This is a genomic window from Seonamhaeicola sp. ML3, from assembly GCF_023273855.1.
In the GTDB taxonomy this organism is placed as follows: Bacteria; Bacteroidota; Bacteroidia; order Flavobacteriales; family Flavobacteriaceae; genus Seonamhaeicola.
Genome location: NZ_CP096884.1, coordinates 1811045 through 1832076 on the forward strand (window position 1 = coordinate 1811045; position 21032 = coordinate 1832076).

Sequence of the window (21032 nt, forward strand, 5' to 3'; positions counted from 1 at the left end):
TAACGAAATGGTAATAGGATTAGGAACTGCTGCTCTAGGGAGACCGCAGTATATTAACATTAAGCAAGATGTCGCTGAAGAATTAGATTTACAGGCGTTTAAAAAAAATGGTTTTAAAGTTTTGGAAGAAGCTTATGAGCAAGGTATCCGCTATTTCGATACGGCGCCAGGCTATGGGTTGGCAGAACAACTCTTGATAGAATGGTTGCAGACTAAAAGCGACCCAACTATTACAGTAGCTACCAAGTGGGGATATACCTATATGGCTAATTTCGACCCCAATGCAAAGGTGCATGAAATTAAGGAACATAGTGTGTCTAAATTGATTGAGCAGTGGGAGGTGTCCCAGACCTTATTGCCTTATTTGTCAGTGTATCAAATTCATTCGGCAAGTTTTGAAACGGGTGTGCTAGATAATCAAGAGGTTTTAAATAAACTAGCGAGTTTAAAAAACGATAACAATTTAAAAATAGGGCTTACCACTACTGGTGATAATCAGAGCGAGGTGATTGAAAAGGCAGCAAACATTCAAGTAAGCGGTGTGCCACTATTTGAAGTATTTCAAAGTACATATAATATTTTGGATCAAAGTATATTGAATGTTGCTTTGGAACTTATAAAAGAAGGTAGGCAGTTTGTTTTAAAAGAAACCTTAGCTAATGGACGCCTGTTTCCTAATAAAAACTACCCAAATTATAAAGAGCTGTATGACTACATGGAAAAACTGTCCACGAAATATAATATTGGAGTAGATGCCATAGCTTTAAAGTTTTGTATACAGACATTTCCCGAAAGTTTGGTGTTAAGTGGCGCCAACAAAACAAGTCAATTACTAGAAAATTTAAACGCAAACACATTTTCGTTATCAAATGAAGAAGTATCGCAACTAGCCACTTTTAAAGTATTGCCTTCCAACTATTGGCAAGAGCGTAAACAATTAACTTGGCATTGATTCTAACTGAGAAAATAGCATTTGGAGGTGGTTGCCATTGGTGTACAGAGGCTGTGTTTCAATCTTTAGTTGGTGTTGATAAAGTAGAGCAAGGTTTTGTAGCTTCTACTGCTGAGAACTGTACTTTTTCTGAAGCCGTTATTGTACATTTTGATAAATTTCAAATTCCATTAAAAGCGTTATTAGAGATTCATTTGCATACACATAAAAGCACAAGTAACCACTCGTTTAGGGAGAAATATCGCTCTGCTGTTTACACTTTTTCAGAAACACAGCATAATGAGGTGAAGGCCTTATTGGAAGACTTACAAATTCAATTTCAAAATAAGTTGATAACAAAGGTTTTACCTTTTCGGGAGTTTAAAGCATCAAGAGTACAAATTCAGAACTATTATTTTAAAAATCCTAATAAGCCATTCTGTAAAACCTTTATAAATCCTAAGTTAAGGGTCTTAATGGATAAATTTTCAGAGTACACGAATAAACAGCAATTAAAGCATGTAAATAATGAAACGAGAGAGATTACGTATTCAAAATAAAAAAGGACAACATTTACATGCGTATTTGGAATTGCCCGCAAATCAAAAACCCAATCAATATGCTGTATTTGCACATTGCTTTACTTGTTCGAGTTCTTTAGGAGCGGTAAAGCATATAAGTAGGGCGCTTACAAGTCATGGATTTGGAGTGTTGCGGTTTGATTTTACAGGGCTTGGATTAAGCGATGGAGCGTTTAGGGAGAGTCATTTTTCTGCAAATGTTAATGATTTAATTTCGGTAAGTGTATTTATGGAAGCGCATTATCAAGCGCCATCTTTGTTAGTTGGTCACTCTCTTGGTGGAGCAGCTGTTCTTGTTGCGGCGTCTCAACTTGAGCATGTCAAGGCTGTAGCAACTATTGGGGCACCAGCCTCTGTTGATCATGTGAAACATTTATTTTCACATGGTATCGAAGAAGTTGTTGAGAAAGGGCATGTAGAAATTAATATTGGAGGTAGGCCATTTTCTATCGATAAGGAATTTGTGAACGATTTTGATAAAACAGATTTACCCGCCATTGTAAAACAACTAAGAAAACCTTTGCTTATTATGCATGCACCTTTTGATGGTGTTGTAGGTATTGAAAATGCCCAGAAATTGTATCAATATGCACGTCATCCTAAAAGTTTTATAAGTTTGGATGGTGCAGACCATTTGTTGTCAGATGCAAGGGATAGTCATTATGTAGGTAATGTAATTGGCGCATGGGTACAACGGTATTTTGAAACGGATGAAAATAAGATGTTAGAACCAAATGGGGAACAAGTAGTTGGACATCTCGATATTGTAGAGCATAACTTCACTACGCAAATACAAACCAAAAAGCACCATCTTATTGCAGATGAACCAGTTTCTATTGGTGGAGATGATTTTGGGCCATCACCTTACGAATTGCTCAATGCCAGTTTGATAGCTTGTACAGCAATGACTCTAAAAATGTATGCACAGCGTAAAAAATGGGACTTGCAAGAGGTGTATGTTTATACCAGTCATTCTAAAACGCATAGTGATGATTTAGAAGTTGAAACAGAGGAACCAAAGTATCTGGATTTTATCCATAAAAAGTTGAAGTTGGTGGGGAATTTAGACGATAAACAAAGAGAACGGTTAAAAGAAATAGCATCCAGATGCCCGGTTCACAAAACCTTGCAAAGTGAGGTTATATTTAAAACTACACTTATTCAAGATTAAAATTGCGTATTTTTATATTTCCTAATTAATCCAAATTTGAAATGAAAATCAACGTTAAGTGCGTTTTCGCTCTTATTAGTATAGTGCTTTTAAATGCCTGTGCCACTTACGAACCCCAATATAAAGGTGATAAAATTTCTGTAAGTTTTTTAGATGAAGATATTGCCCATTCCTTCTATTTAATTGGTGATGCTGGTAACTCTCCGATAGGTACAAAATCAAACGCGCTACTGGCTTTCGAAAAAGAAATTAAAAAGGCATCCAAACAGAGTACTGCCATATTTTTAGGTGATAATATTTATCCAAAAGGCATGCCTAAAAAAGACTCTGAGGCTAGAGCATTTGCAGAGCATCAACTTAATGTTCAAACCGATGCTGTAAAATATTTTACAGGAGAAGCAATCTTTATTCCAGGTAATCACGACTGGTACAGTGAAGGGCTTAAAGGGTTGAAGCGTCAGGAAAAATATATAGAAGATAGACTGGGTAAGAATACTTTTTTACCAGAAGATGGATGTCCTTTGGAAAAAGTTAAGATTTCCGAAGATATTGTTCTATTGGTTATTGATTCTGAATGGTATGTGACCAATTGGGATAAACATCCAACAATGAATGACGATTGTGATTTAAAGATAAGGACCAAGTTTTTTGATGAATTAGAAGGTGAAATAAAAAAAGCAAGAGGAAAGACTACAATTATAGCTTTACATCATCCCATGTTTACAAACGGGTCGCACGGTGGTCAATATTCATTTAAAAGTAATATGAGTCCTTTGCCCGTTTTAGGAACTCTTAAAAATTTACTTAGAGAAACCAGTGGTGTAGCTAATGTTGATATCCAAAACAGTAGATACAATCATTTTAGAAAGCGAATAATAACCTTAGCTCAAGAAAACGATAAAACCATTTTTGTCTCAGGACACGATCATAATCTTCAATATATCGTTCAAGATAATTTACCTCAAATTGTGAGTGGTTCTGGTTCTAAAATTACACCGACCAGAAATGTGGGAGGAGGTCTGTTTTCTTATGGAGCTCAAGGTTACGCGAGATTAGATGTTTTAAAAAATGGTGCTTCTATTGTTAGGTTCTTCTCGGCAGAAGATAATGAAGTCGTTTATCAAACCGAAGTACTTCCAAAAAACAAGAAATATCAGGGGACTAATTATCCAAATCAGTTTCCAAAGGAAAAAGTGGCGTCTATTTATAACAAAGAAGAAACCTCAAAAGGCGGTTTATATAAAATGTTTTGGGGAGATCGTTACCGAGAAGATTTCAGTACAGATGTAAAAGCGCCAACAGTGAATTTAGACACCTTGTTTGGGGGCTTAACACCTATAAGGAAAGGAGGAGGGCATCAATCTAAATCGTTAAGGTTGGTAGATGGTAAGGGGCGAGAATATGTTATGCGAGCGCTTAGAAAAAATGCGTTACAGTATTTACAGGCCGTTGCGTTTAAAGACCAATACATAGAGGGGCAATTTAATGACACCTATACCCAAGATTTATTACTCGATGTTTTTACGGGGTCTCATCCGTATGCACCTTTTACAATAGCAACTTTGTCAGATGCTGTGGGTGTTTTTCATACCAATCCGGTACTTTATTATGTGCCCAAACAAAATGCGTTAAAACAATTTAATGACGATTTTGGTAACGAATTATACATGATTGAAGAGCGAGCAGCCGATGATCACGGTGATAAAAAGAGTTTTGGGTACTCCGATAAATTAATCAGTACAGACGATTTACTCAAACAGCTTCATAAAGACGAAGATATCGTTCTAGATGAAAAGGCGTATATAAGAGCACGTTTGTTCGATATGCTCATTGGAGATTGGGATAGACATGAAGACCAGTGGCGTTGGGCAAGATTTAAGGAAAAAGGGAAACGAGTTTATCGCCCTATGCCGAGAGATCGGGATCAAGCGTTTTCAATTATGGCTGATGGTGCTTTGCTAGGTTTGGCCACTAAAGTAGTTCCTGCACTTCGATTGATGCAATCGTACAACGAAGAATTAAAAAGCCCCAAGTGGTTTAATCTCGAACCTTATCCTTTAGATATGGCGTTAATAAATGTGTCTAACAAATCTGTTTGGGATGCAGAGGTTAAACATATTGTTAGTAATCTTACCGATGAAATTATAGACAATGCCTTTGCTTTTTTTCCTTCCGAGGTCAACCAGAATACTATCCAAATCATTAAGCAAAAACTTAGAGGAAGAAGAGCCAACTTACAAAAGATTTCAGATAGTTATTATTATCATATCAATAAGTTTGCGGTTATTAAGGGAACCAATAAAGATGATTGGTTTGACATAGAACGGTTACCAAATGGAAATACCAAAGTGAGCGCGTACAGAATTAAAAATGATGAAAAGGCAGATGTGTTTCATGAACGTACTTATAATGTAGATTATACCAGAGAAATATGGGTTTATGGACTAGACGATGATGACGTGTTTAAGGTTTTTGGAGATGGAAGTGATTTGATTAAAGTTAGAATTATAGGAGGTCAAAATAACGATATTTATAAAATTGAAAATAAAGCCAAACTAAAGATTTACGACCATAAATCTAAACCAAACACTTTTGAAACTAAGGGTGTTAATAAAAAACTGACTGATGATTACGAAACCAATGTTTACGACCATAAAAAACTTAAGAACAGCGCTAACCAATTCATCCCTTCATTAGGAGCTAATCCTGATGATGGCTTAAAGATTGGTTTTGTTAATACATTAACCAATTATGGCTTTGAACGCAATCCGTTTAGTTCGCAGCATACTTTTTCTGGAGCTTACTATTTTGCAACAGACGGCTTTGAATTGGGGTACAGTGGTGAGTTTGCCAATGTGTTTGGAAATTGGAATTTAGCACTAGATGTACAGTTTAATAGTCCAAATTACGCCGTAAATTTCTTTGGTTTCGGGAATAGCACACCAAACCCGGAAGCTGATGAAAACGATGGTTTAGATGTGGATTTAGATTATAACCGGGTAAAAATAAGAACCTTTAAAACGATACCTGCTTTAAGGTGGCGAGGAGATTCAGGAGCAAGTTTTCAACTAGGGGTGTCTTATGAAAGTAATGAGGTTGATAAAACCCCAGACCGATTTGTTAATGAGCCAAATACTTTGCCAGATTCTGTATTCGATAAGCAAGACTTTTATGGGGTTAATGCAAAATACGAATTTGCTAATTCTGACAATGTTGCGTTCCCAACAATGGGTATGCGAGTGGCTGTCGAAGCAGGGTATAAAAACAATGTAAGTACATCAAAAGGGTTTGGTTATTTAATTCCTGAATTAAGTTTTGATTATAAACTCGACAGTAGCGGACAATTGGTATTCGCAACAAAATCTAGGGGGCATATTAATTTTGGCGATGATTTTGAATTCTATCAAGCAGCAACTGTTGGAGCTAGAAATGGACTTAGAGGGTATCGTCATGAAAGATTTACAGGTAAGACCGCTTACATCCAAAGTTCCGATTTAAGATTAAATCTCAGAAAAGTAAAAACAGGTTTACTACCATTACATATTGGTGTTTATGGTGGTTTTGATTTTGCTAAAGTCTGGATTGATAATGATATGGTTCTAAATCCAACTCATAATAGCAATGATTGGAATACGTCTATTGGTGGTGGGGTTTTTGCCAATCTGGCCCAAATGATGACACTTAATGTGTCGGCCTTTAATAGTGATGATGGTCTGCGTTTAGCCTTTAGAATGGGCTTTGGGTTTTAACGCGAAGCGTCACCCTGAATTCATTTCTGGATCTCATCATAACAGTTGTAATTTTCGATGTTTTTCTTCGTCTATATAAGTGTCAAATAATTAGAACATGAAAAGTAGCTTTAAAGACATAATAAACTCAGAAAAAACTGTACTTGTTGACTTTTTTGGAACATGGTGTGGTCCTTGTCAGGCCTTAATGCCCATTCTAAAAGATGTAAAAGACGAAGTCGGTGATGCTGTAAAAATTGTGAAAATAGACATAGATAAAAATAATGAGTTGGCAGTAAAATATCAGGTAAGAAGTGTGCCAACTATGATTTTATTTGTCGATGGCGAACCCAAATGGAGACAATCTGGAGTATTACAAAAGAAGGATATTCTAAATGTTATTGAAGTCCATGGTGGTCTTCCGGTTTAGTAATTTTAAATTTGTATAAATTACCCCCTCGGCCGTGGTCGTTTTCATCAGTGACCAAAAGTGTATTGTTGCCTTTGTAGCAAATGCCCTCTTTTTGTGTGGCGTGCTCAAAGGTTACTTTAGATAAAGTGCCATTAAAAAAATCATCGCCCTTAAAGTCACTAAATAACCAAATTTCTTTTTGGGTAAGTATAGTGATTTGTTTGCCGTCATCCCTTATGTCTGCACCAGTAACCCAAGAATAGGGGTCTTCTCCAAAACTAAAGGAGTCTATTTTTTTAGCTTTGTGTTTTCCTTTTTTTGCTGGTAATTTATAAAGATTAGTTTTGCCATAATCGCCTTTTACCCGGCTTTTAGTAAATAAATATAGGTTGTCTTTAAAGTAGAAAAAGGCCTCGCAGTCAAAGTGCATTTTGTGTTTTTTTGGAGGGAATTTCTTTTGGTCTTCAAAACTGAATTTTATTCTTTTTACCTTGACTACATCTTCAGAACTCAGAGATTTATGGGATACTTTTAAAATTTCTAAATCTTTTCTTTTGTTGTTGTTATTTCCAAAGTCACCTATATATAAATTGCCTTTTGGGTCTGAGGTGATATCTTCCCAATCTTTATTTTTTGCATCTAAATAAATCTTTCTGAGTAATTCGCCCTTTTCGTTTACACAGAAAATTCTTGGACTATCACCACTATCATTATGCATCCAAATTTCATTGGAATTTGGTATCATCTCATTACCCGAAACTTCATCTAATTTACTTGGTAAATCTACTCCGGTTTTTACGTCCTGTTTATGTTGGCAACCAACAGTAAAAACAATTAGAAATAAAAAGATGTATTTCGCCATGCAACCATTTTAAGTGCTAAATTTACATCGATTTTTTTATTTATGCATCAATATAACGTTATCATAATTGGAGGGGGAGCGGCCGGTTTTTTTGCAGCCATAAACACCGCAGAAATGAATCCTAATCTAAAAGTGGCCATTTTGGAAAAAGCTAAAGAGGGATTGCAAAAGGTCAAGGTTTCGGGTGGTGGACGTTGTAATGTTACACATGCCGAATTCATTCCTCAAGAACTCGTGCTAAATTATCCTAGAGGTAAGAAAGAACTGTTGGGACCTTTTCATCAGTTTATGACCGGAGATACTATTGAATGGTTTGAAACGCGTGGAGTTGAGTTAAAAATAGAAGACGACGGACGTATGTTTCCCGTATCGAATTCGTCACAAACTATAATCGATTGTTTTTTAAATGAAGTCAAAAAGCATGATGTTGAAGTCATATATAGCTCTGGTGTAAAATCCATTGCTAAGAACGACGATATTTGGGAGCTTCAAACATCTGACGTTACTTATTACACTGAAAAAGTTGTTTTGGCTACGGGTAGTAGTTCTAAAATGTGGGATATAGTAGAAGGGTTGGGGCATAAAATAATAAAACCCGTTCCGTCTCTATTTACATTTAATGTAAGGGATAAGCGTATAAAGAATATTCCTGGTGTCGTGGCACAGGATGTTGAGGTGAAAGTACTTGGGACACATTTAGAGTCTCAAGGGCCGTTGTTGGTTACCCATGTAGGATTTAGTGCGCCAGCTATTTTAAAGTTATCGGCTTTTGGAGCATTAGAATTAGCTAAAAGAGATTATAGGTTTCAAATTGAAATCAATTTTATTAAGTTGGATTTTGAAAACTGTCTGGAGCAATTAAAAACCCTTAAACAGGATTTAGCTAAGAAAACAATTTTTAAGTTTTCACAGTTTGGTCTTCCAAAACGTTTATGGCAGCAGCTGGTTTTGGCATCTGATGTAAAAGAGACTTTAACGTGGGCTGATATGAATAAAAACCAACTAGAGGCGCTGTCTACACAGCTCACTAAGGCTGTTTTTGATGTTGACGGAAAAAGCACTTTTAAGGAAGAGTTTGTTACAGCTGGTGGTGTGGATTTAAAGGAAGTAAACTTTAAGACCTTTGAAAGTAGACTTTATAGAAACCTATATTTTGCCGGCGAGATTTTAAATATAGACGCCGTTACAGGAGGTTTCAATTTTCAAAATGCGTGGACTGGGGCTTTCTTAGTATCAAAATCCATTGGGAATTCTTAGATAATATGAAATATTTAATTGTTGCATTTCTGGTTTCTAATATGATGTGGTCTCAGGACCTTAGTTCCCATCTATGGAACGAACGTGTTATAGTAATTTATGCAGACGAAGGACATTCTAAACAAGCCGATTTACAGTTTAATAAGTTAATAGCGGAACAAGAGAAACTTGTTGAGAGGAAACTTGTAATATACAAATGTGTTTCTGGACAATGTGAATTTTACAACGGACTTAGTTCAAAAAAACTTTTGCAACTAAACCAATCCATCGAAGGTTTTTCAGCAGTACTCATCGGGTTAGACGGTGGAAAAAAGTACAAAACCAAAGCGGTTGTGGAACCCAGTGCGTTTTTTAGTTTAATTGATCAGATGCCCATGCGAAGGCAAGAACTCAGGGATAAAGACAAATAAGATGACTAAATTCATAGCGCTGCTCAGAGGCATTAACGTAAGTGGGCAAAAGAAAATCCCAATGGCCGAATTGAGCCAGTTGTTAACCGATTCAGGATTAGAAAACGTACAAACATACATTCAAAGTGGTAACGTAATATTTGAATCTTTAGAAGCAGATAAGAAGGCTTTAGAGGCGAAAATTCATAACGCTATCTATAGTCATTACGGTTTTGAGGTTCCAACTTTGGTTTTAAGTCCTACAGAGCTAAAACAAATTTTCGAAAACAGTCCTTTCCCACAAGAGAAAAAAGAAAATAGTTATTTTACGATGTTATTCTCAATTCCAGAAAAGGAGTTGGTTGACGAACTATCAAAGGTGATCTATCCCAATGAAGAATTTGTTATAATGGATAACTGCATTTACTTTTATTGTTCGGTAGGATACGGGAAGGCTAGGTGCAATAATAACTTTTTTGAACGGAAATTAAGGGTGGCCGCAACTGCAAGAAACTATAAAACCATGCTAAAGTTGTTATCTTTGTCAACTCAATAAGAATTATGACAGAACAAGATTTTATTCCCAAATATTCCCCAGAGATTTTATCCAACGGAAGTGTAACATGGGAATCGCCAAGTAATATAGCCCTTGTTAAATATTGGGGTAAAAAAGAAAACCAAATTCCTGCTAATCCTTCCATCAGCTTTACTTTGAGTGGTTGCAAAACAACAACAACGTTGAGTTATACCAAAAAAATGAGTGAAGGTTATTCTTTTGAAGTTTGGCTAGAAGGGGTAGAAAAGGAAAGTTTTAAACCTAAGATTGAAACGTTTTTCAAACGCATTGAAGCTTATGTGCCTTTTATTAAGGAGTATCATTTTAAAATTGAAACCTCTAATACTTTCCCTCATAGTTCAGGAATTGCTTCCTCAGCCTCTGGGATGAGTGCCTTGGCTCTTTGTTTAATGAGTGTTGAAAAAGAGTTGTCTGATGTTAATGTCATTCAGAGCGTAAGCGAAGAATCTTTTGATGATGATTATTTCAATAAAAAAGCGTCTTTTTTGGCGCGTCTTGGTTCCGGAAGTGCTTGTAGAAGTATTGAAGGCGATTTAGTTGGATGGGGATGGCATAAAGACATAGAGGAGAGTTCAGATTTATACGGTGTAAAATATCCTTTCGAAGTTCACGATAATTTTAAGAATTATCAAGATACCATCTTGTTGGTGGATAAAGGGGAAAAACAGGTTAGCAGTACGGTTGGTCATGGGTTAATGCATAACCATCCGTTTGCGGAACATCGTTTTGAGCAAGCCCATGAAAACCTTTCGTCATTAATCAACGTATTTAAGGAAGGTGACTTAAATGCTTTTATAGAAATTGTTGAAAGTGAGGCTTTAACACTTCATGCCATGATGATGACTAGTATGCCATATTTCATTTTAATGAAACCAAATACTTTGGAAATCATTAATAAAACTTGGAGGTATAGAAATGACACTGGGTCTAAACTTTGTTTCACTTTAGATGCTGGGGCCAATGTACATTTGTTATATCCCGAATCTGAAAGTAAAGAAGTAGTTGAATTCATTAAAAATGAATTAGTTGCACATTGTCAAAATGGTCAGTATATTTGTGACCAAATTGGCTTTGGCGCAAAAAAAATTGCTTAAAAGCTTTTATTTTGTTTAAAATATGTTTATTTTTATTAAACAAAATTAATTTAGAATCCCAAATCTGAATTATAATTATGAAAGGACCACTCTTTTATTCTAAAATATTACTCTTTGGAGAGTACGGTATTATTAAAGATTCCAAAGGGCTATCTATTCCTTACAGCTTTTATAACGGTGCATTAAAAACTGATGAAAATCCTTCTGAAACGGCTATCAAATCGAATGAAAGCTTAAAAAGATACACGGATTATCTAGCGACACTAGATTCTGAATTAGTGAATTTTGATTTAAACACCCTCAAGAGTCATGTAGACGAAGGAATGTATTTTGATTCTTCCATACCTCAAGGTTATGGTGTAGGTAGTAGTGGTGCTTTAGTTGCTGCTATCTATGATAAATATGCACAAGATAAAATTACGGTTCTTGAAAACTTAACAAGAGACAAATTATTAACACTGAAAACGATTTTTGCAGCAATGGAATCTTTCTTCCATGGTAAATCTTCCGGACTAGATCCGTTAAATAGCTATCTCAGTATCCCAATCCTTATCAATTCAAAAGATAATATTGAAGCCACAGGTATACCATCTCAAAAAACTGATGGCAAAGGGGCGGTTTTCTTGATAGACAGTGGTGTAACAGGAGAAACAGCACCAATGGTGAGCATTTTTATGGAAAACATGAAGCAAGAAGGTTTTCGTAAAATGCTTAAGAATCAGTTTATAAAACATACCGATGCCTGCGTAGAAGATTTCTTGAATGGTGATGTTAAATCCTTGTTTAGAAATACCAAGCAATTATCTAAAGTAGTACTCAATCACTTTAAGCCAATGATTCCGTCTCAGTTTCACGAACTCTGGAAAAAGGGTCTGGAAACCAATGATTATTATCTTAAGTTATGTGGTTCTGGCGGCGGTGGCTATATTCTTGGTTTTACCGAAGATATCAAAAAAGCAAAAGAATCCCTTTCTGGTCATAAACTAGAAGTGGTTTATAACTTCTAATTCCTTATTTTTATTCTGAATTTTTCAGAATATATCCCATGCTTTCAAGAAGACAGAAATATGTGCTACTAAAATTTTTTAGTATGTTTTCTGTGGTTAGAGGCTATAATATCCTAGTGATAGTTCTAGCTCAATATCTGGCATCCATCTATATTCTAGCGCCAGATTGGCCCTTGGCAGAAGTAGTCTTTGATCTTAATTTATTTATGCTAGTACTAGCATCTGCAGTTGCTATCGCTGGAGGTTACATTATCAATAATTTTTACGATTCAGAAAAAGACTTAATTAATCGCCCAATTAAATCTAAATTAGATCGTTTGGTGAGTCAAAACACAAAGCTTTCCTTTTATTTCGTGCTTAATTTCTTGGCAGTAATAATGGCAAGTTATGTGTCCTTTAAAGCAGTTATGTTCTTTTCGGTTTATATTTTCGGTATTTGGTTTTACTCCCACAAATTAAAAAAGTTACCATTTATAGGAAATGTAACCTCTGCTGTTTTAACAGTGTTGCCGTTTTTCGCAATATTTATGTATTACAAGAATTTTGAAACGGTAATTTTTGTACATGCGACCTATCTGTTTTTAATCATATCGATGAGAGAGCTGACTAAAGATTTGGAGAATATTAAAGGCGACTTAATGCAAGATTATAAGACAATACCCGTAGCTTATGGAGAACGCGCCTCTAAAATCATGTTAACCTTATTGGTGATTTTAACCTTAGTGCCTACTTATTTATTGTTGTTTCGTTTTCAAGTAGGCCATATGCGTTTATTCTTTTATCTCAGTTCGGTACTTCTAATAATATTCCTAATCATACTCTGGAAATCAAAACGAAAAATTCATTATTTAATACTTCACAATACACTTAAGTTTATCTTACTTGCAGGTGTTTTGAGTATATTGCTTATCGATGTAGGTGTTATTTTAAACCGTATATAATTATTTTGGCGTTCCCTACGGTCGGGCTTTATTCGTAGTTTATTATTTTGTTTTTTGAACTCATGAATATAAATATTTCAGTAGTCGCTCTCTACGAGGAAATCCAACAAATGCCTCAATCCCTAACGCGAGTTTTCTTAGTATGATTGTTGGACTTGCCACGCGATATGCTTTCGGTTAAAACAGTGTTTTAATCTCAGTAGTGTATCATTACAAAATGAACATACAGTATATAGGCTCGTTATTGTTACCCAAAAAGCATCATTCCTAAATTAAATCATGTACTTTTGCCAAAAATTACAACCATGAACAGGCAACGCGGCGGGAAACCACAAGGAAAACGTTTTAACAAGAGTCAATCTAAGCCTAATGCAAAACTAAAAGCATCAGGAAACAAAGCCAACTCAAACGAAATCCGTCTAAACAAATACATAGCCAATTCTGGTATTTGCTCCCGTAGAGAAGCCGATGTTCATATTGCTACTGGTTTGGTTTCTGTAAACGGAAAAGTCATAACAGAAATGGGTTATAAAGTAAAGCCAGGAGACGAAGTACGTTACGATGGTTCCAGAATTAATCCAGAGCAGAAGGCTTATGTGCTTTTAAACAAGCCTAAAGGATTTGCCACTACTACAAGCGAGGGTAAAGGACGTACCGTTATGGATTTGGTTGCTAATGCGACCTCTTCTCGTATAAAACCTATTGGTCGCTTAGGAAGAAATTCTAAAGGCTTGCTGTTGTTTACCAATGACAAAGAAATTGAAGACAAGTTTAAAAACTCTAAAAACGGCGTATCAAGGTTATTTCATATTGAATTAGATAAAAACCTGAAGTTAGAGGATTTAAAAAAGATTCAAAACGGATTTAAAGTTCAGGATAGACTTATTAATGTTGAGGAAATAAGTTATATAGACGGCTCTTCTAAAAAGGAAATCGGACTTAAAATCAAAAATACGGGCAACACGATCATTAGAACCATTTTCGAACATTTTAATTACGATATTTTAAGTATAGATTGTGTAGCCATTGCTCATCTTACCAAAAAGGATATTCCACGTGGTCATTGGAAACACCTTTCTAAAGAAGAACTTAGCTTACTTAGGATGCTTTAGGAATTTATACTTTCAATTAAGTTATCGGTATGTTAATAGATGATTTTTAAAGTTAACCATTCCATAATCTTACCGTTTTATTTTTTGTATTTCATTTGTATTGGTGTTTCAAGAGGCGCTGTAACCAGCTTTCTGTTACAGATAATATTTAATTTTTAAAAAATTATTTTTAACTTAACACTAAGTTTTAGTATTTGTTTTAACCCCAAACCAAAAATAAAATGATACGAAAAATTGTAGATTATCAAAAGTTGAATCAAGATATCTTGAATTTACTTGTTGAAAAATTTCCCGATGGATACGACGACGATCATATAATTTCTTTTAGAAATGCTAAAAATGAAGTTATTGAGGCCGTTGAAGTTAAAACTACCGATACTATTTATCTGGTAAAAGTAGGAAAGCGTTTAGTACAGGCTATGCTAGATTTTGGAGAAGATAATGAATCTACAGCAGATACCGTACCCGCTCCTGAAACGAATTTCAACAACCTAGATTAATATACTTGATTCTTTAAAATTTAATGAAAACAGCAGTGTTTAAGTCCTATCAAAATGGGTTTTTTACATTTTGGTTTGACAATGGAGATGAATTGGCCTTTGAGGAGGTGCATCCTAAAGCCTTGTATAAATATAACCTAAAGGAAGATGCTTCTTTAGTAGACCAAACCTTTAAGTTAACCTATTCTGAAATTTTTGATGATTTAGATAACTCGGTAATCTACAGAATAGACTCGCTTATGCGTTTAGATGCGACTTCTTTTTAAATAGGTCGTAGAAGAATACACCATACACTACAGTGTATTCTAGAGCAATGATAATGAGATTTTCAGATTTGTTGGCGTTCCCAATTTGCATGTAGGCCAAGTAGCTTAAGATGATAACGAAGCTCCAGACTAAAGGGAACTTGTAATTGGTAAAGATTGACAAGATTAACAATGTTGCTACGTACCAAGGGTGTACTGTGGTAGCTGTAAAATAATAGAAACTCAAAGCCAATAACATGGCAGTAATAAGTTGTGGAAGGGTTTTGTTATCCCTAAAGAAAGTTAAAATAAGCACAAAAAGAACCACCAACAGCGGAATAACTTTACCTATAACCGCTATTTCATTATAGCCTCTAAAGGTGTAGCCTACTGCTCTGGCTATATAGTATAAGCTAGCGTTAAACTCAAAATTCTTAAACCAAAGCCCAACCGTTTCGGCATAGTTAGATATAAACTGCATAGAAAAGAAAGGCGCAAACAATAAAAGTGTAACGCCACCAACAATGCCATAAAAACCAATCAACCTTGTCATTCCTGCGAAGGCAGGAATCCATTTTTCGTCAATGCGAGAAGCTTGCGACGTGGCAATCTCCTCCTCAGATATAGGTTGCTTCACCACGTCCGTAATGACGTTATTTTTTATAAACAATTGAAACACCAAAGGCAAAAATATCAACGGAATTAATTTAGTAGAAATTGATAGTGCCAAAACTACAGCACTCCATTGCCATTTGCCTTTTTGTAATAAGTACAAACTCCAAATTAAAAAGAAAATCATTACGCCTTCGAAATGAAGATTGCCTGTAAGTTCAATAATGATAAACGGATTTAAAATGTACCAAAAGATACTGTAAACAGGTAGCTTAAGACTCTGTAATAGCTTTTTCCCAAAGTAAAAGGTGCCGAAATCGGCAGCGATAATAATAAGACGCAAACCAATAACCGAACTTAAAATACTTTGTCCTGGCATAAGATTTGCCAACACAAAACAAAGCTGATTAACAGGTGGGTAGTTGGTGTAATGGCCCGCATTGAGTTTACCCATACCCGCATAAAGTTCTTGAGCATAAGTAACGGGGAGTTCTCCTTTTACTATAAAACTTTCTACAGTATATAAATAAGGGTTTAGGCCCTCTAAAATCATACGGCCATCCCAAATAAAACGGTAAAAGTCTTGGGAAAGGTTTGGTATGGCTAAAATCAATAATACTCGGAATATAAACGATATATAAGTTAATAGCTTGAAATTTTCGGCATAACGTTTAATCAGCCAGTAGAAAATACCAAATAAGCCAGTGTAGAGAGAAACTAGCTTTAGGTAGTCTGTGCGTTCTAAATTATATGCAAAAGCAATATAAAGTAAGCAACTTAGCAATGCTAATAAAATTGGTGTTTTATAAAGTTTTAATAAGGCTGGGTTGAGTTGCATAGACCAAATATAGTGTTATTGTATTTTATTTCAGCAGAAGCTGGAATCTCTACTTTTGTTTGTTGTTGTAGCTATAAACATTAAAAACTTACTTTGTTGTTGTAGAAATTTTCAGCTACTTTCGTTTAACCCATTTAAATAATAATACTTGATATAGTTATATTAAATTAAGAAATGAATATTTTTCCAACCAAAGAACAAAAATTTAAGCTATTAGGTAACCAGAAGGAGACAATAAGCCGATTGAATCGCAGAACAGAAAAATCTGAAAATTTAACCTCACAATTTACTGAGAAATCATTTCGTGGAATCGTGAATGGGACCGATTTTAAAATAATCTCATCAATAATTGGAAAAGGAGCTTTTTGTGTAATGACTGGGAAAATTAATTCTGATAGTGGTGTTGTAAAAGTAGAAATTCACAAAGTTTTTAAAATTTTATTGGGTGTTTTTATGTTTCTTCCAATATTCGGATTGGTAGCAATGGTTTGGAGTAAAGCTCAGGAATTTTCACCTATCTTGATTGTGGTTATGGTTGGGCAGATTTTAATAATTAGATTTGTTTTCATCAGTCTTGCTTTTAAACTTATATCTAAAGATAGTTTGAATAGGTTGCAAGATGTCTTAGATTTTGAATGGATAGAAAACTAAGCGCAATTGTGTTGAATTTCATTTAAGGTGGATTCGGCTCAATTTGAACTAATCTCTGCAAAAATAGTAACATAGAGGTTTGTGTCTTAATACATAAGATTGGTTAATTAAAAAAGCATTTCTGTAAAATCATAAAAAAAGCACCTTGTTGGTGCTCTTTTTAGCATACGTATCAAAATCCAAGGTTTAATTAACATCCCAAACCCCAGTTTTTGCAGTTTCGGTTACGTATTCCGAAAAATCTTTGGCTTTTCTTTTTAATACTTGCTCTACATCATGCTTAACAGTGCTATTGTTAGGATTGACAAGAACATTAGAAAATAAATATTCAATAAGCCATACATAATCATCGGGTACGTTTTCCTGTTTTAAAAAGCCAATATAGTCTTCTAAAGAAACCGGCGTGAATTGTATATCTCTTTTTGTAGCTTTTGCAATCTCTTGAATGACCTCTTCAAAAGTTAGTAGCCTAGGACCGGTAATCTCATAGATTTGTCCATTATGCTCGTCGTGTAAAAGCGCTTCTGTAACCACATCGGCAATATCAGAAGTGTCCACATAAGGCACTTTGGCTTCTGGGCTAGGTAAATACACATGGCCACTTAAGATAGGATCTAAAAAGAAACTCTCGCTAAAGTTTTGATTAAACCAACTGGCTCTGATAATAGTGTAATCTATACCAGAGTTTATAACCACCTGTTCACAAGCTTCGGCCTCGGTTTCACCTTTACCTGAAAGCAATGCCAATTTACTAACGCCTTTAGCCTTAGCTAGTTTTGTTAGGTGTTCTATGGCCTGTAAAGCGCCAGGAACAGCCAAATCGGGTTGAAAAGTAATATAAACACGATCTATATCTTCGAGGGCTTCTGCCCAAGTACTGGTGTCTTGCCAATCGAATTTTGGCGTGGAGTTTCTGGAACCAATGGATACGTTTAGTCCAAGTTCTTTAAGGTTGTTAACGACTTTACGTCCTGTTTTACCGGTACCACCGATAACTAAATAATTGTGTGAATTCATAACTGTTGTTTTTATAATTAATTAAGATTTTTACTGTATAATATTATGCTGAATAGCAGCAAAGCAAAAGAGATACAAGAACTCAAGGTTCTTATGAAATGGAAGCTGTTCCATTTATTTTCAAATTTTAACCTCAGAATGGTCAAGTCTTCTTTAGAGATAGATTCTAAATGGGTTTTGTCTAACATCTCGTTTAAAGGAACATTTCCGAATATGGTAACTAGTGTAAGACCAATAATGTAGAGTACGGCTGCAACTGAGACTATCCAAAAAATGGAATTAGAGCCACTTTTTAGAAAAAATGCGTTGTAAACATGCAATACGGAAGGTCCCATAAACACCAATAAAAAAGTGGGGTTAATAATGACTCTGTTCATTTGTTGAAAGGCTTTTAGGTATTCAAGGTCATTTAAGTTGCCAATACCCGGGGTGATAGCGTTTGCCCAAGTAAAACAAAGGCCAGCAGTAAGGCCTGTCAAAAAAGTACAAACCACAAGGATTATTAGATTAACTGATGAATACATGTCTTTTTTGTTCTAAGTGACCTGAAATAGTAGCTACAACGAGAAATTCTAGGGCAATAAGCCAAAAAGAATAATCGAGGAAAAAGTCTGAATAGCCCAAGCCAATGGTTTCATAAGAAATGGAACGGTAAATAAAGCATCTAAGCAACCGAGGGTTAGAAACATAATTACGGCAACCATAAAGGGTTTTACATTGGTAGGTTTCTTGTAATACAATTTAGTTCCTACAATAGCCAGAGGAATAAGTACAATGGCCAGTACGAGATTAGATTGCAAATCGAGATTGTTTAGTGCCGGGATATAATAGGAAAGTGAAAATGCAGTAACACCCAAAATCCAAATACCAGCGGCGATAAAAATGGCTCTTATTGTTTTCATTGGTCATAGTTTTAATGATTAATATGACGCAAATCTAGAGCCTAATTACCGGTGTGATTAGTTCGAAATGGAGTATGATTTGTTCAAAAAGGAGCTTACTTTATTTGACTGGGTCTGTAGCCAAACTTTTTGACAAAAGCATTTGAAAAAGAGCTTAGGCTGTCGTAGCCCACATGCCATGCCGCTTCTTGTACGGTTGCCTTTTCGTTTCGTATTAAATTATTTGCAACTTCTAACCTTTGGTTCTGTAGATATTTAAATACGGGTACACCAAATAGGTTTTTAAAGTCTTTTTTTAAGGCGTAGGTATTGAGCCCTATTTGTCTAGAGAGTTCGGATAGTGAAGGTGGGTTGTCGATATTTTCCAAAAGGATTTTCTTTACCAATTGGAGTTTGTCTTGTTCTTTGGCTTTTAGTTTTTCGTTTTCTGAAGATGCGATATGACCAAAAAAATGAGAAAGTAATACGGTCATTTGGCTTCTAAAAAACATCATTTTGGTTTTGCCATGGTATTTGTTTTTAAAAACCTGTTGGACAATATTGCTCATTTCTGGCGGCATGAAAAACCTAGGACCTTCAACATAGGCATCGCTAGGGTTAACTAATTCATTTAAAAAGTTAGCAAATATTTCGCCTTCACCATTTGGGAGTTTTTCCAAGTTTTTAAGCGCGGTAACTACCACAATACATTGTAAAGGTCGGTTTGCGGTAACTTTATGTGTGAATTTTACGTTTTCGTCTGCATAGAATGATAGTACGAGCCCTTTTGTATGGCTGTAGGGTGCTTGTTTGTCTGCATAGTCCACAGATACTTCAACATTTCCTGATCCATAAAAAGCCACACCTATAGAGGGTTCCTCGAAGGAACATGAGTCCACCATGGGTTCGGTTGAAGTACAGGTTTCTACCAAGATGGTAAAATCGTTTATATCGATGTGGTCTCTGGTCAAGATAACAGATTTATGAATCTATAAAGTTACGAATTCCTTTTCTTAGTTTTATCCACAAAAAAAGAGCACTGTTAGAGTGCTCTTCTTAATTCGGACGTCTGTAGTTTAATTGTATTTTGGCGACTAACTCAAATAATTAAATGATGGTAGACTGTCCTAAATGTATATTTGTAAAATTTAAATTCGTCTCGTCTGGGTTATTTATAAAATCCTCGATAAAATCACCAACCTTACTAGTGCTAATATTATCATATTTTGTGTTCAAGTCTGGCGTGGTAATGTGTAGCTTTAACGATTTGTCTACACCTTCTCTTATCAAAGCAGCCTCGTCATATAAACCAAAATGGTCTAATAACATTGCAGCACTTAAAATAGAGGCAATGGGATTGGCAATACCTTTATTCTTAGCTTTTGTATAAGCGCCATGTATTGGCTCGAACATAGCATGTTTGTCGCCAATAGATGCCGAAGCTAACAAACCAATTGATCCAACTATAACACTGGCCTCTTCAGATAGGATGTCACCAAACATATTTTCGGTTAAAATCACATCGAATTGACGCGGATTAATAATAAGTTCCATGGCAGCATTATCGATGTACATACAATCGTAAGTAATATCGGGATAGTCTTTGGCTATTTCATTAACAACAGTGCGCCAAAGTTTGGAACTAGCCAAAACATTAGCTTTATCTACAAGTGTTAACTTACGCTTTCTGCCTTGTGCGGCTTTAAAAGCTAAATGGGTAATACGTTCTATTTCAGAACGGCGATAGGTGCAAATATCTGAAGCTTCATCATTATCAAAATGCTTTTCACCAAAATAAATACCGCTGGCCAGTTCTCTATAAATTAAAATATTAGTACCCTTAATCTGCTTGATTTTAAGTGAGGACTTATTTAGTAAATCTTCATAAGCAATTACGGGTCTAATATTGGTATAAAGGTCAAAGGTTTTTCTAAGTCCTAAAAGTCCTTGTTCTGGACGAACAGTTGCCGAGGGGTCGTTATCGTATTTGGTATCACCTATAGCGCCAAACAAAATAGCATCTGCGTTTTCGCAAATGCTAATGGTTTCTTTTGGTAAGGGCTCACCAGTTTTATCCATAGCACTGGCGCCTACTAAAGCTGTTTCGAAAGTAAAGACATGGTTAAACTCCATAGCAATGGCCTTCAAAACCTTGACGGCCTGCGCGGTAACCTCTGGTCCTATACCGTCACCCGGTAAAACAGCTATATTTAGTTTCATCCCTCA

The 21032-nt window shown here is 35.5% G+C and carries 22 protein-coding genes; 15 read left to right on the forward strand and 7 right to left on the reverse strand.

Going from position 1 to position 21032, the window contains the following annotated elements:
• Nucleotides 1–7 precede the first annotated feature (7 nt).
• From M0214_RS08175 to trxA, 5 genes are all read left to right on the forward strand, one after another.
• Nucleotides 8–952 (forward strand): aldo/keto reductase, encoded by a 945-nt coding sequence (locus M0214_RS08175; RefSeq protein ID WP_248722080.1) that lies wholly within the window; start codon nt 8–10, stop codon nt 950–952.
• A complete protein-coding gene (locus M0214_RS08180) occupies nt 949–1491 on the forward strand; it encodes a peptide-methionine (S)-S-oxide reductase (protein WP_248724944.1) in 543 nt (180 codons plus the stop codon). Before M0214_RS08175 ends, M0214_RS08180 begins: the two co-directional genes overlap by 4 nt.
• On the forward strand, nt 1460–2683 hold the full coding sequence (locus M0214_RS08185; protein WP_248722081.1) for a bifunctional alpha/beta hydrolase/OsmC family protein: 1224 nt from the start codon (nt 1460–1462) through the stop codon (nt 2681–2683). Before M0214_RS08180 ends, M0214_RS08185 begins: the two co-directional genes overlap by 32 nt.
• 41 nt (nt 2684–2724) lie before the next feature.
• Nucleotides 2725–6432, forward strand: a complete 3708-nt coding sequence (locus M0214_RS08190) for a metallophosphoesterase (RefSeq protein WP_248722082.1) — start codon at nt 2725–2727, stop codon at nt 6430–6432.
• A gap of 97 nt (nt 6433–6529) precedes the next feature.
• Nucleotides 6530–6841 (forward strand): thioredoxin, encoded by a 312-nt coding sequence (gene trxA, locus M0214_RS08195; protein WP_248722083.1) that lies wholly within the window; start codon nt 6530–6532, stop codon nt 6839–6841.
• On the opposite strand, the gene M0214_RS08200 is transcribed toward trxA, so the two are convergent.
• Nucleotides 6810–7685, reverse strand: coding sequence for a hypothetical protein (locus M0214_RS08200; protein ID WP_248722084.1), 876 nt, complete (start codon nt 7683–7685; stop codon nt 6810–6812). The genes trxA and M0214_RS08200 overlap by 32 nt on opposite strands.
• A gap of 42 nt (nt 7686–7727) precedes the next feature.
• Here M0214_RS08200 and M0214_RS08205 point away from each other — a divergent pair, with 42 nt between their 5' ends.
• The 9 genes from M0214_RS08205 to M0214_RS08245 all read left to right on the forward strand — a co-directional run bounded on the left by M0214_RS08205 (nt 7728) and on the right by M0214_RS08245 (nt 14828).
• On the forward strand, nt 7728–8942 hold the full coding sequence (locus tag M0214_RS08205; protein ID WP_248722085.1) for an NAD(P)/FAD-dependent oxidoreductase: 1215 nt from the start codon (nt 7728–7730) through the stop codon (nt 8940–8942).
• A 5-nt stretch (nt 8943–8947) separates the two neighbouring features.
• A complete protein-coding gene (locus tag M0214_RS08210) occupies nt 8948–9352 on the forward strand; it encodes a DUF4174 domain-containing protein (protein ID WP_248722086.1) in 405 nt (134 codons plus the stop codon).
• A 1-nt stretch (nt 9353) separates the two neighbouring features.
• Nucleotides 9354–9887 carry a DUF1697 domain-containing protein gene (locus tag M0214_RS08215; protein ID WP_248722087.1) on the forward strand — a complete coding sequence of 178 codons (534 nt, stop codon included), beginning with the start codon at nt 9354–9356 and terminating at the stop codon, nt 9885–9887.
• 5 nt (nt 9888–9892) lie between these two features.
• A complete protein-coding gene (locus M0214_RS08220; RefSeq protein WP_248722088.1) occupies nt 9893–11002 on the forward strand; it encodes a diphosphomevalonate/mevalonate 3,5-bisphosphate decarboxylase family protein in 1110 nt (369 codons plus the stop codon).
• 77 nt (nt 11003–11079) lie between these two features.
• Nucleotides 11080–12009, forward strand: a complete 930-nt coding sequence (locus M0214_RS08225; protein ID WP_248722089.1) for a mevalonate kinase — start codon at nt 11080–11082, stop codon at nt 12007–12009.
• A 38-nt stretch (nt 12010–12047) separates the two neighbouring features.
• A complete protein-coding gene (locus M0214_RS08230) occupies nt 12048–12950 on the forward strand; it encodes a geranylgeranylglycerol-phosphate geranylgeranyltransferase (RefSeq protein WP_248722090.1) in 903 nt (300 codons plus the stop codon).
• Nucleotides 12951–13255: 305 nt separating this feature from the next.
• Nucleotides 13256–14062, forward strand: a complete 807-nt coding sequence (locus M0214_RS08235; protein ID WP_248722091.1) for a pseudouridine synthase — start codon at nt 13256–13258, stop codon at nt 14060–14062.
• Between the two features lie 221 nt (nt 14063–14283).
• Nucleotides 14284–14562, forward strand: a complete 279-nt coding sequence (locus M0214_RS08240) for a hypothetical protein (protein WP_248722092.1) — start codon at nt 14284–14286, stop codon at nt 14560–14562.
• A gap of 23 nt (nt 14563–14585) precedes the next feature.
• On the forward strand, nt 14586–14828 hold the full coding sequence (locus M0214_RS08245; RefSeq protein WP_248722093.1) for a hypothetical protein: 243 nt from the start codon (nt 14586–14588) through the stop codon (nt 14826–14828).
• Here the strand turns inward: M0214_RS08245 and M0214_RS08250 are convergent.
• Entirely contained in the window at nt 14800–16257 is a 1458-nt protein-coding gene (locus M0214_RS08250) for a mannosyltransferase (RefSeq protein WP_248722094.1), read from the reverse strand. The two genes, M0214_RS08245 and M0214_RS08250, sit on opposite strands and share 29 nt — an antisense overlap.
• A 174-nt stretch (nt 16258–16431) precedes the next feature.
• On the opposite strand from M0214_RS08250, the gene M0214_RS08255 reads away from it, so the two are divergent.
• Nucleotides 16432–16908: a hypothetical protein gene (locus tag M0214_RS08255; RefSeq protein WP_248722095.1), complete on the forward strand. Its 477-nt coding sequence runs from the start codon at nt 16432–16434 to the stop codon at nt 16906–16908.
• Nucleotides 16909–17094: 186 nt separating this feature from the next.
• On the opposite strand, the gene M0214_RS08260 is transcribed toward M0214_RS08255, so the two are convergent.
• From M0214_RS08260 to leuB, 5 genes are all read right to left on the reverse strand, one after another.
• Nucleotides 17095–17925 carry an NAD(P)H-binding protein gene (locus M0214_RS08260; RefSeq protein ID WP_248722096.1) on the reverse strand — a complete coding sequence of 277 codons (831 nt, stop codon included), beginning with the start codon at nt 17923–17925 and terminating at the stop codon, nt 17095–17097.
• Between the two features lie 17 nt (nt 17926–17942).
• Nucleotides 17943–18449 (reverse strand): DUF1772 domain-containing protein, encoded by a 507-nt coding sequence (locus M0214_RS08265; protein ID WP_248722097.1) that lies wholly within the window; start codon nt 18447–18449, stop codon nt 17943–17945.
• A 48-nt stretch (nt 18450–18497) separates the two neighbouring features.
• On the reverse strand, nt 18498–18827 hold the full coding sequence (locus M0214_RS08270) for a hypothetical protein (RefSeq protein ID WP_248722098.1): 330 nt from the start codon (nt 18825–18827) through the stop codon (nt 18498–18500).
• Nucleotides 18828–18922: 95 nt separating this feature from the next.
• Nucleotides 18923–19777 (reverse strand): AraC family transcriptional regulator, encoded by an 855-nt coding sequence (locus M0214_RS08275; protein WP_248722099.1) that lies wholly within the window; start codon nt 19775–19777, stop codon nt 18923–18925.
• A 136-nt stretch (nt 19778–19913) separates the two neighbouring features.
• Nucleotides 19914–21026, reverse strand: coding sequence for a 3-isopropylmalate dehydrogenase (leuB, locus tag M0214_RS08280; RefSeq protein WP_248722100.1), 1113 nt, complete (start codon nt 21024–21026; stop codon nt 19914–19916).
• Between the last annotated feature and the right edge of the window lie 6 nt (nt 21027–21032).

Bases quoted from the DNA above. Each gene is read 5' to 3' on its own strand.
- M0214_RS08190 (WP_248722082.1), top strand. From the start codon at position 2,725: ATGAAAATCAACGTTAAGTGCGTTTTCGCTCTTATTAGTATAGTGCTT.
- M0214_RS08185 (WP_248722081.1), top strand. From the start codon at position 1,460: ATGAAACGAGAGAGATTACGTATTCAAAATAAAAAAGGACAACATTTA.
- M0214_RS08175 (WP_248722080.1), top strand. From the start codon at position 8: ATGGTAATAGGATTAGGAACTGCTGCTCTAGGGAGACCGCAGTATATT.
- M0214_RS08260 (WP_248722096.1), bottom strand. From the start codon at position 17,925: ATGAATTCACACAATTATTTAGTTATCGGTGGTACCGGTAAAACAGGA.
- M0214_RS08270 (WP_248722098.1), bottom strand. From the start codon at position 18,827: ATGAAAACAATAAGAGCCATTTTTATCGCCGCTGGTATTTGGATTTTG.
- M0214_RS08225 (WP_248722089.1), top strand. From the start codon at position 11,080: ATGAAAGGACCACTCTTTTATTCTAAAATATTACTCTTTGGAGAGTAC.
- M0214_RS08220 (WP_248722088.1), top strand. From the start codon at position 9,893: ATGACAGAACAAGATTTTATTCCCAAATATTCCCCAGAGATTTTATCC.
- M0214_RS08230 (WP_248722090.1), top strand. From the start codon at position 12,048: ATGCTTTCAAGAAGACAGAAATATGTGCTACTAAAATTTTTTAGTATG.
- trxA (WP_248722083.1), top strand. From the start codon at position 6,530: ATGAAAAGTAGCTTTAAAGACATAATAAACTCAGAAAAAACTGTACTT.
- M0214_RS08210 (WP_248722086.1), top strand. From the start codon at position 8,948: ATGAAATATTTAATTGTTGCATTTCTGGTTTCTAATATGATGTGGTCT.
- M0214_RS08250 (WP_248722094.1), bottom strand. From the start codon at position 16,257: ATGCAACTCAACCCAGCCTTATTAAAACTTTATAAAACACCAATTTTA.
- M0214_RS08205 (WP_248722085.1), top strand. From the start codon at position 7,728: ATGCATCAATATAACGTTATCATAATTGGAGGGGGAGCGGCCGGTTTT.
- M0214_RS08255 (WP_248722095.1), top strand. From the start codon at position 16,432: ATGAATATTTTTCCAACCAAAGAACAAAAATTTAAGCTATTAGGTAAC.
- M0214_RS08240 (WP_248722092.1), top strand. From the start codon at position 14,284: ATGATACGAAAAATTGTAGATTATCAAAAGTTGAATCAAGATATCTTG.
- leuB (WP_248722100.1), bottom strand. From the start codon at position 21,026: ATGAAACTAAATATAGCTGTTTTACCGGGTGACGGTATAGGACCAGAG.
- M0214_RS08235 (WP_248722091.1), top strand. From the start codon at position 13,256: ATGAACAGGCAACGCGGCGGGAAACCACAAGGAAAACGTTTTAACAAG.
- M0214_RS08215 (WP_248722087.1), top strand. From the start codon at position 9,354: ATGACTAAATTCATAGCGCTGCTCAGAGGCATTAACGTAAGTGGGCAA.
- M0214_RS08200 (WP_248722084.1), bottom strand. From the start codon at position 7,685: ATGGCGAAATACATCTTTTTATTTCTAATTGTTTTTACTGTTGGTTGC.
- M0214_RS08245 (WP_248722093.1), top strand. From the start codon at position 14,586: ATGAAAACAGCAGTGTTTAAGTCCTATCAAAATGGGTTTTTTACATTT.
- M0214_RS08265 (WP_248722097.1), bottom strand. From the start codon at position 18,449: ATGTATTCATCAGTTAATCTAATAATCCTTGTGGTTTGTACTTTTTTG.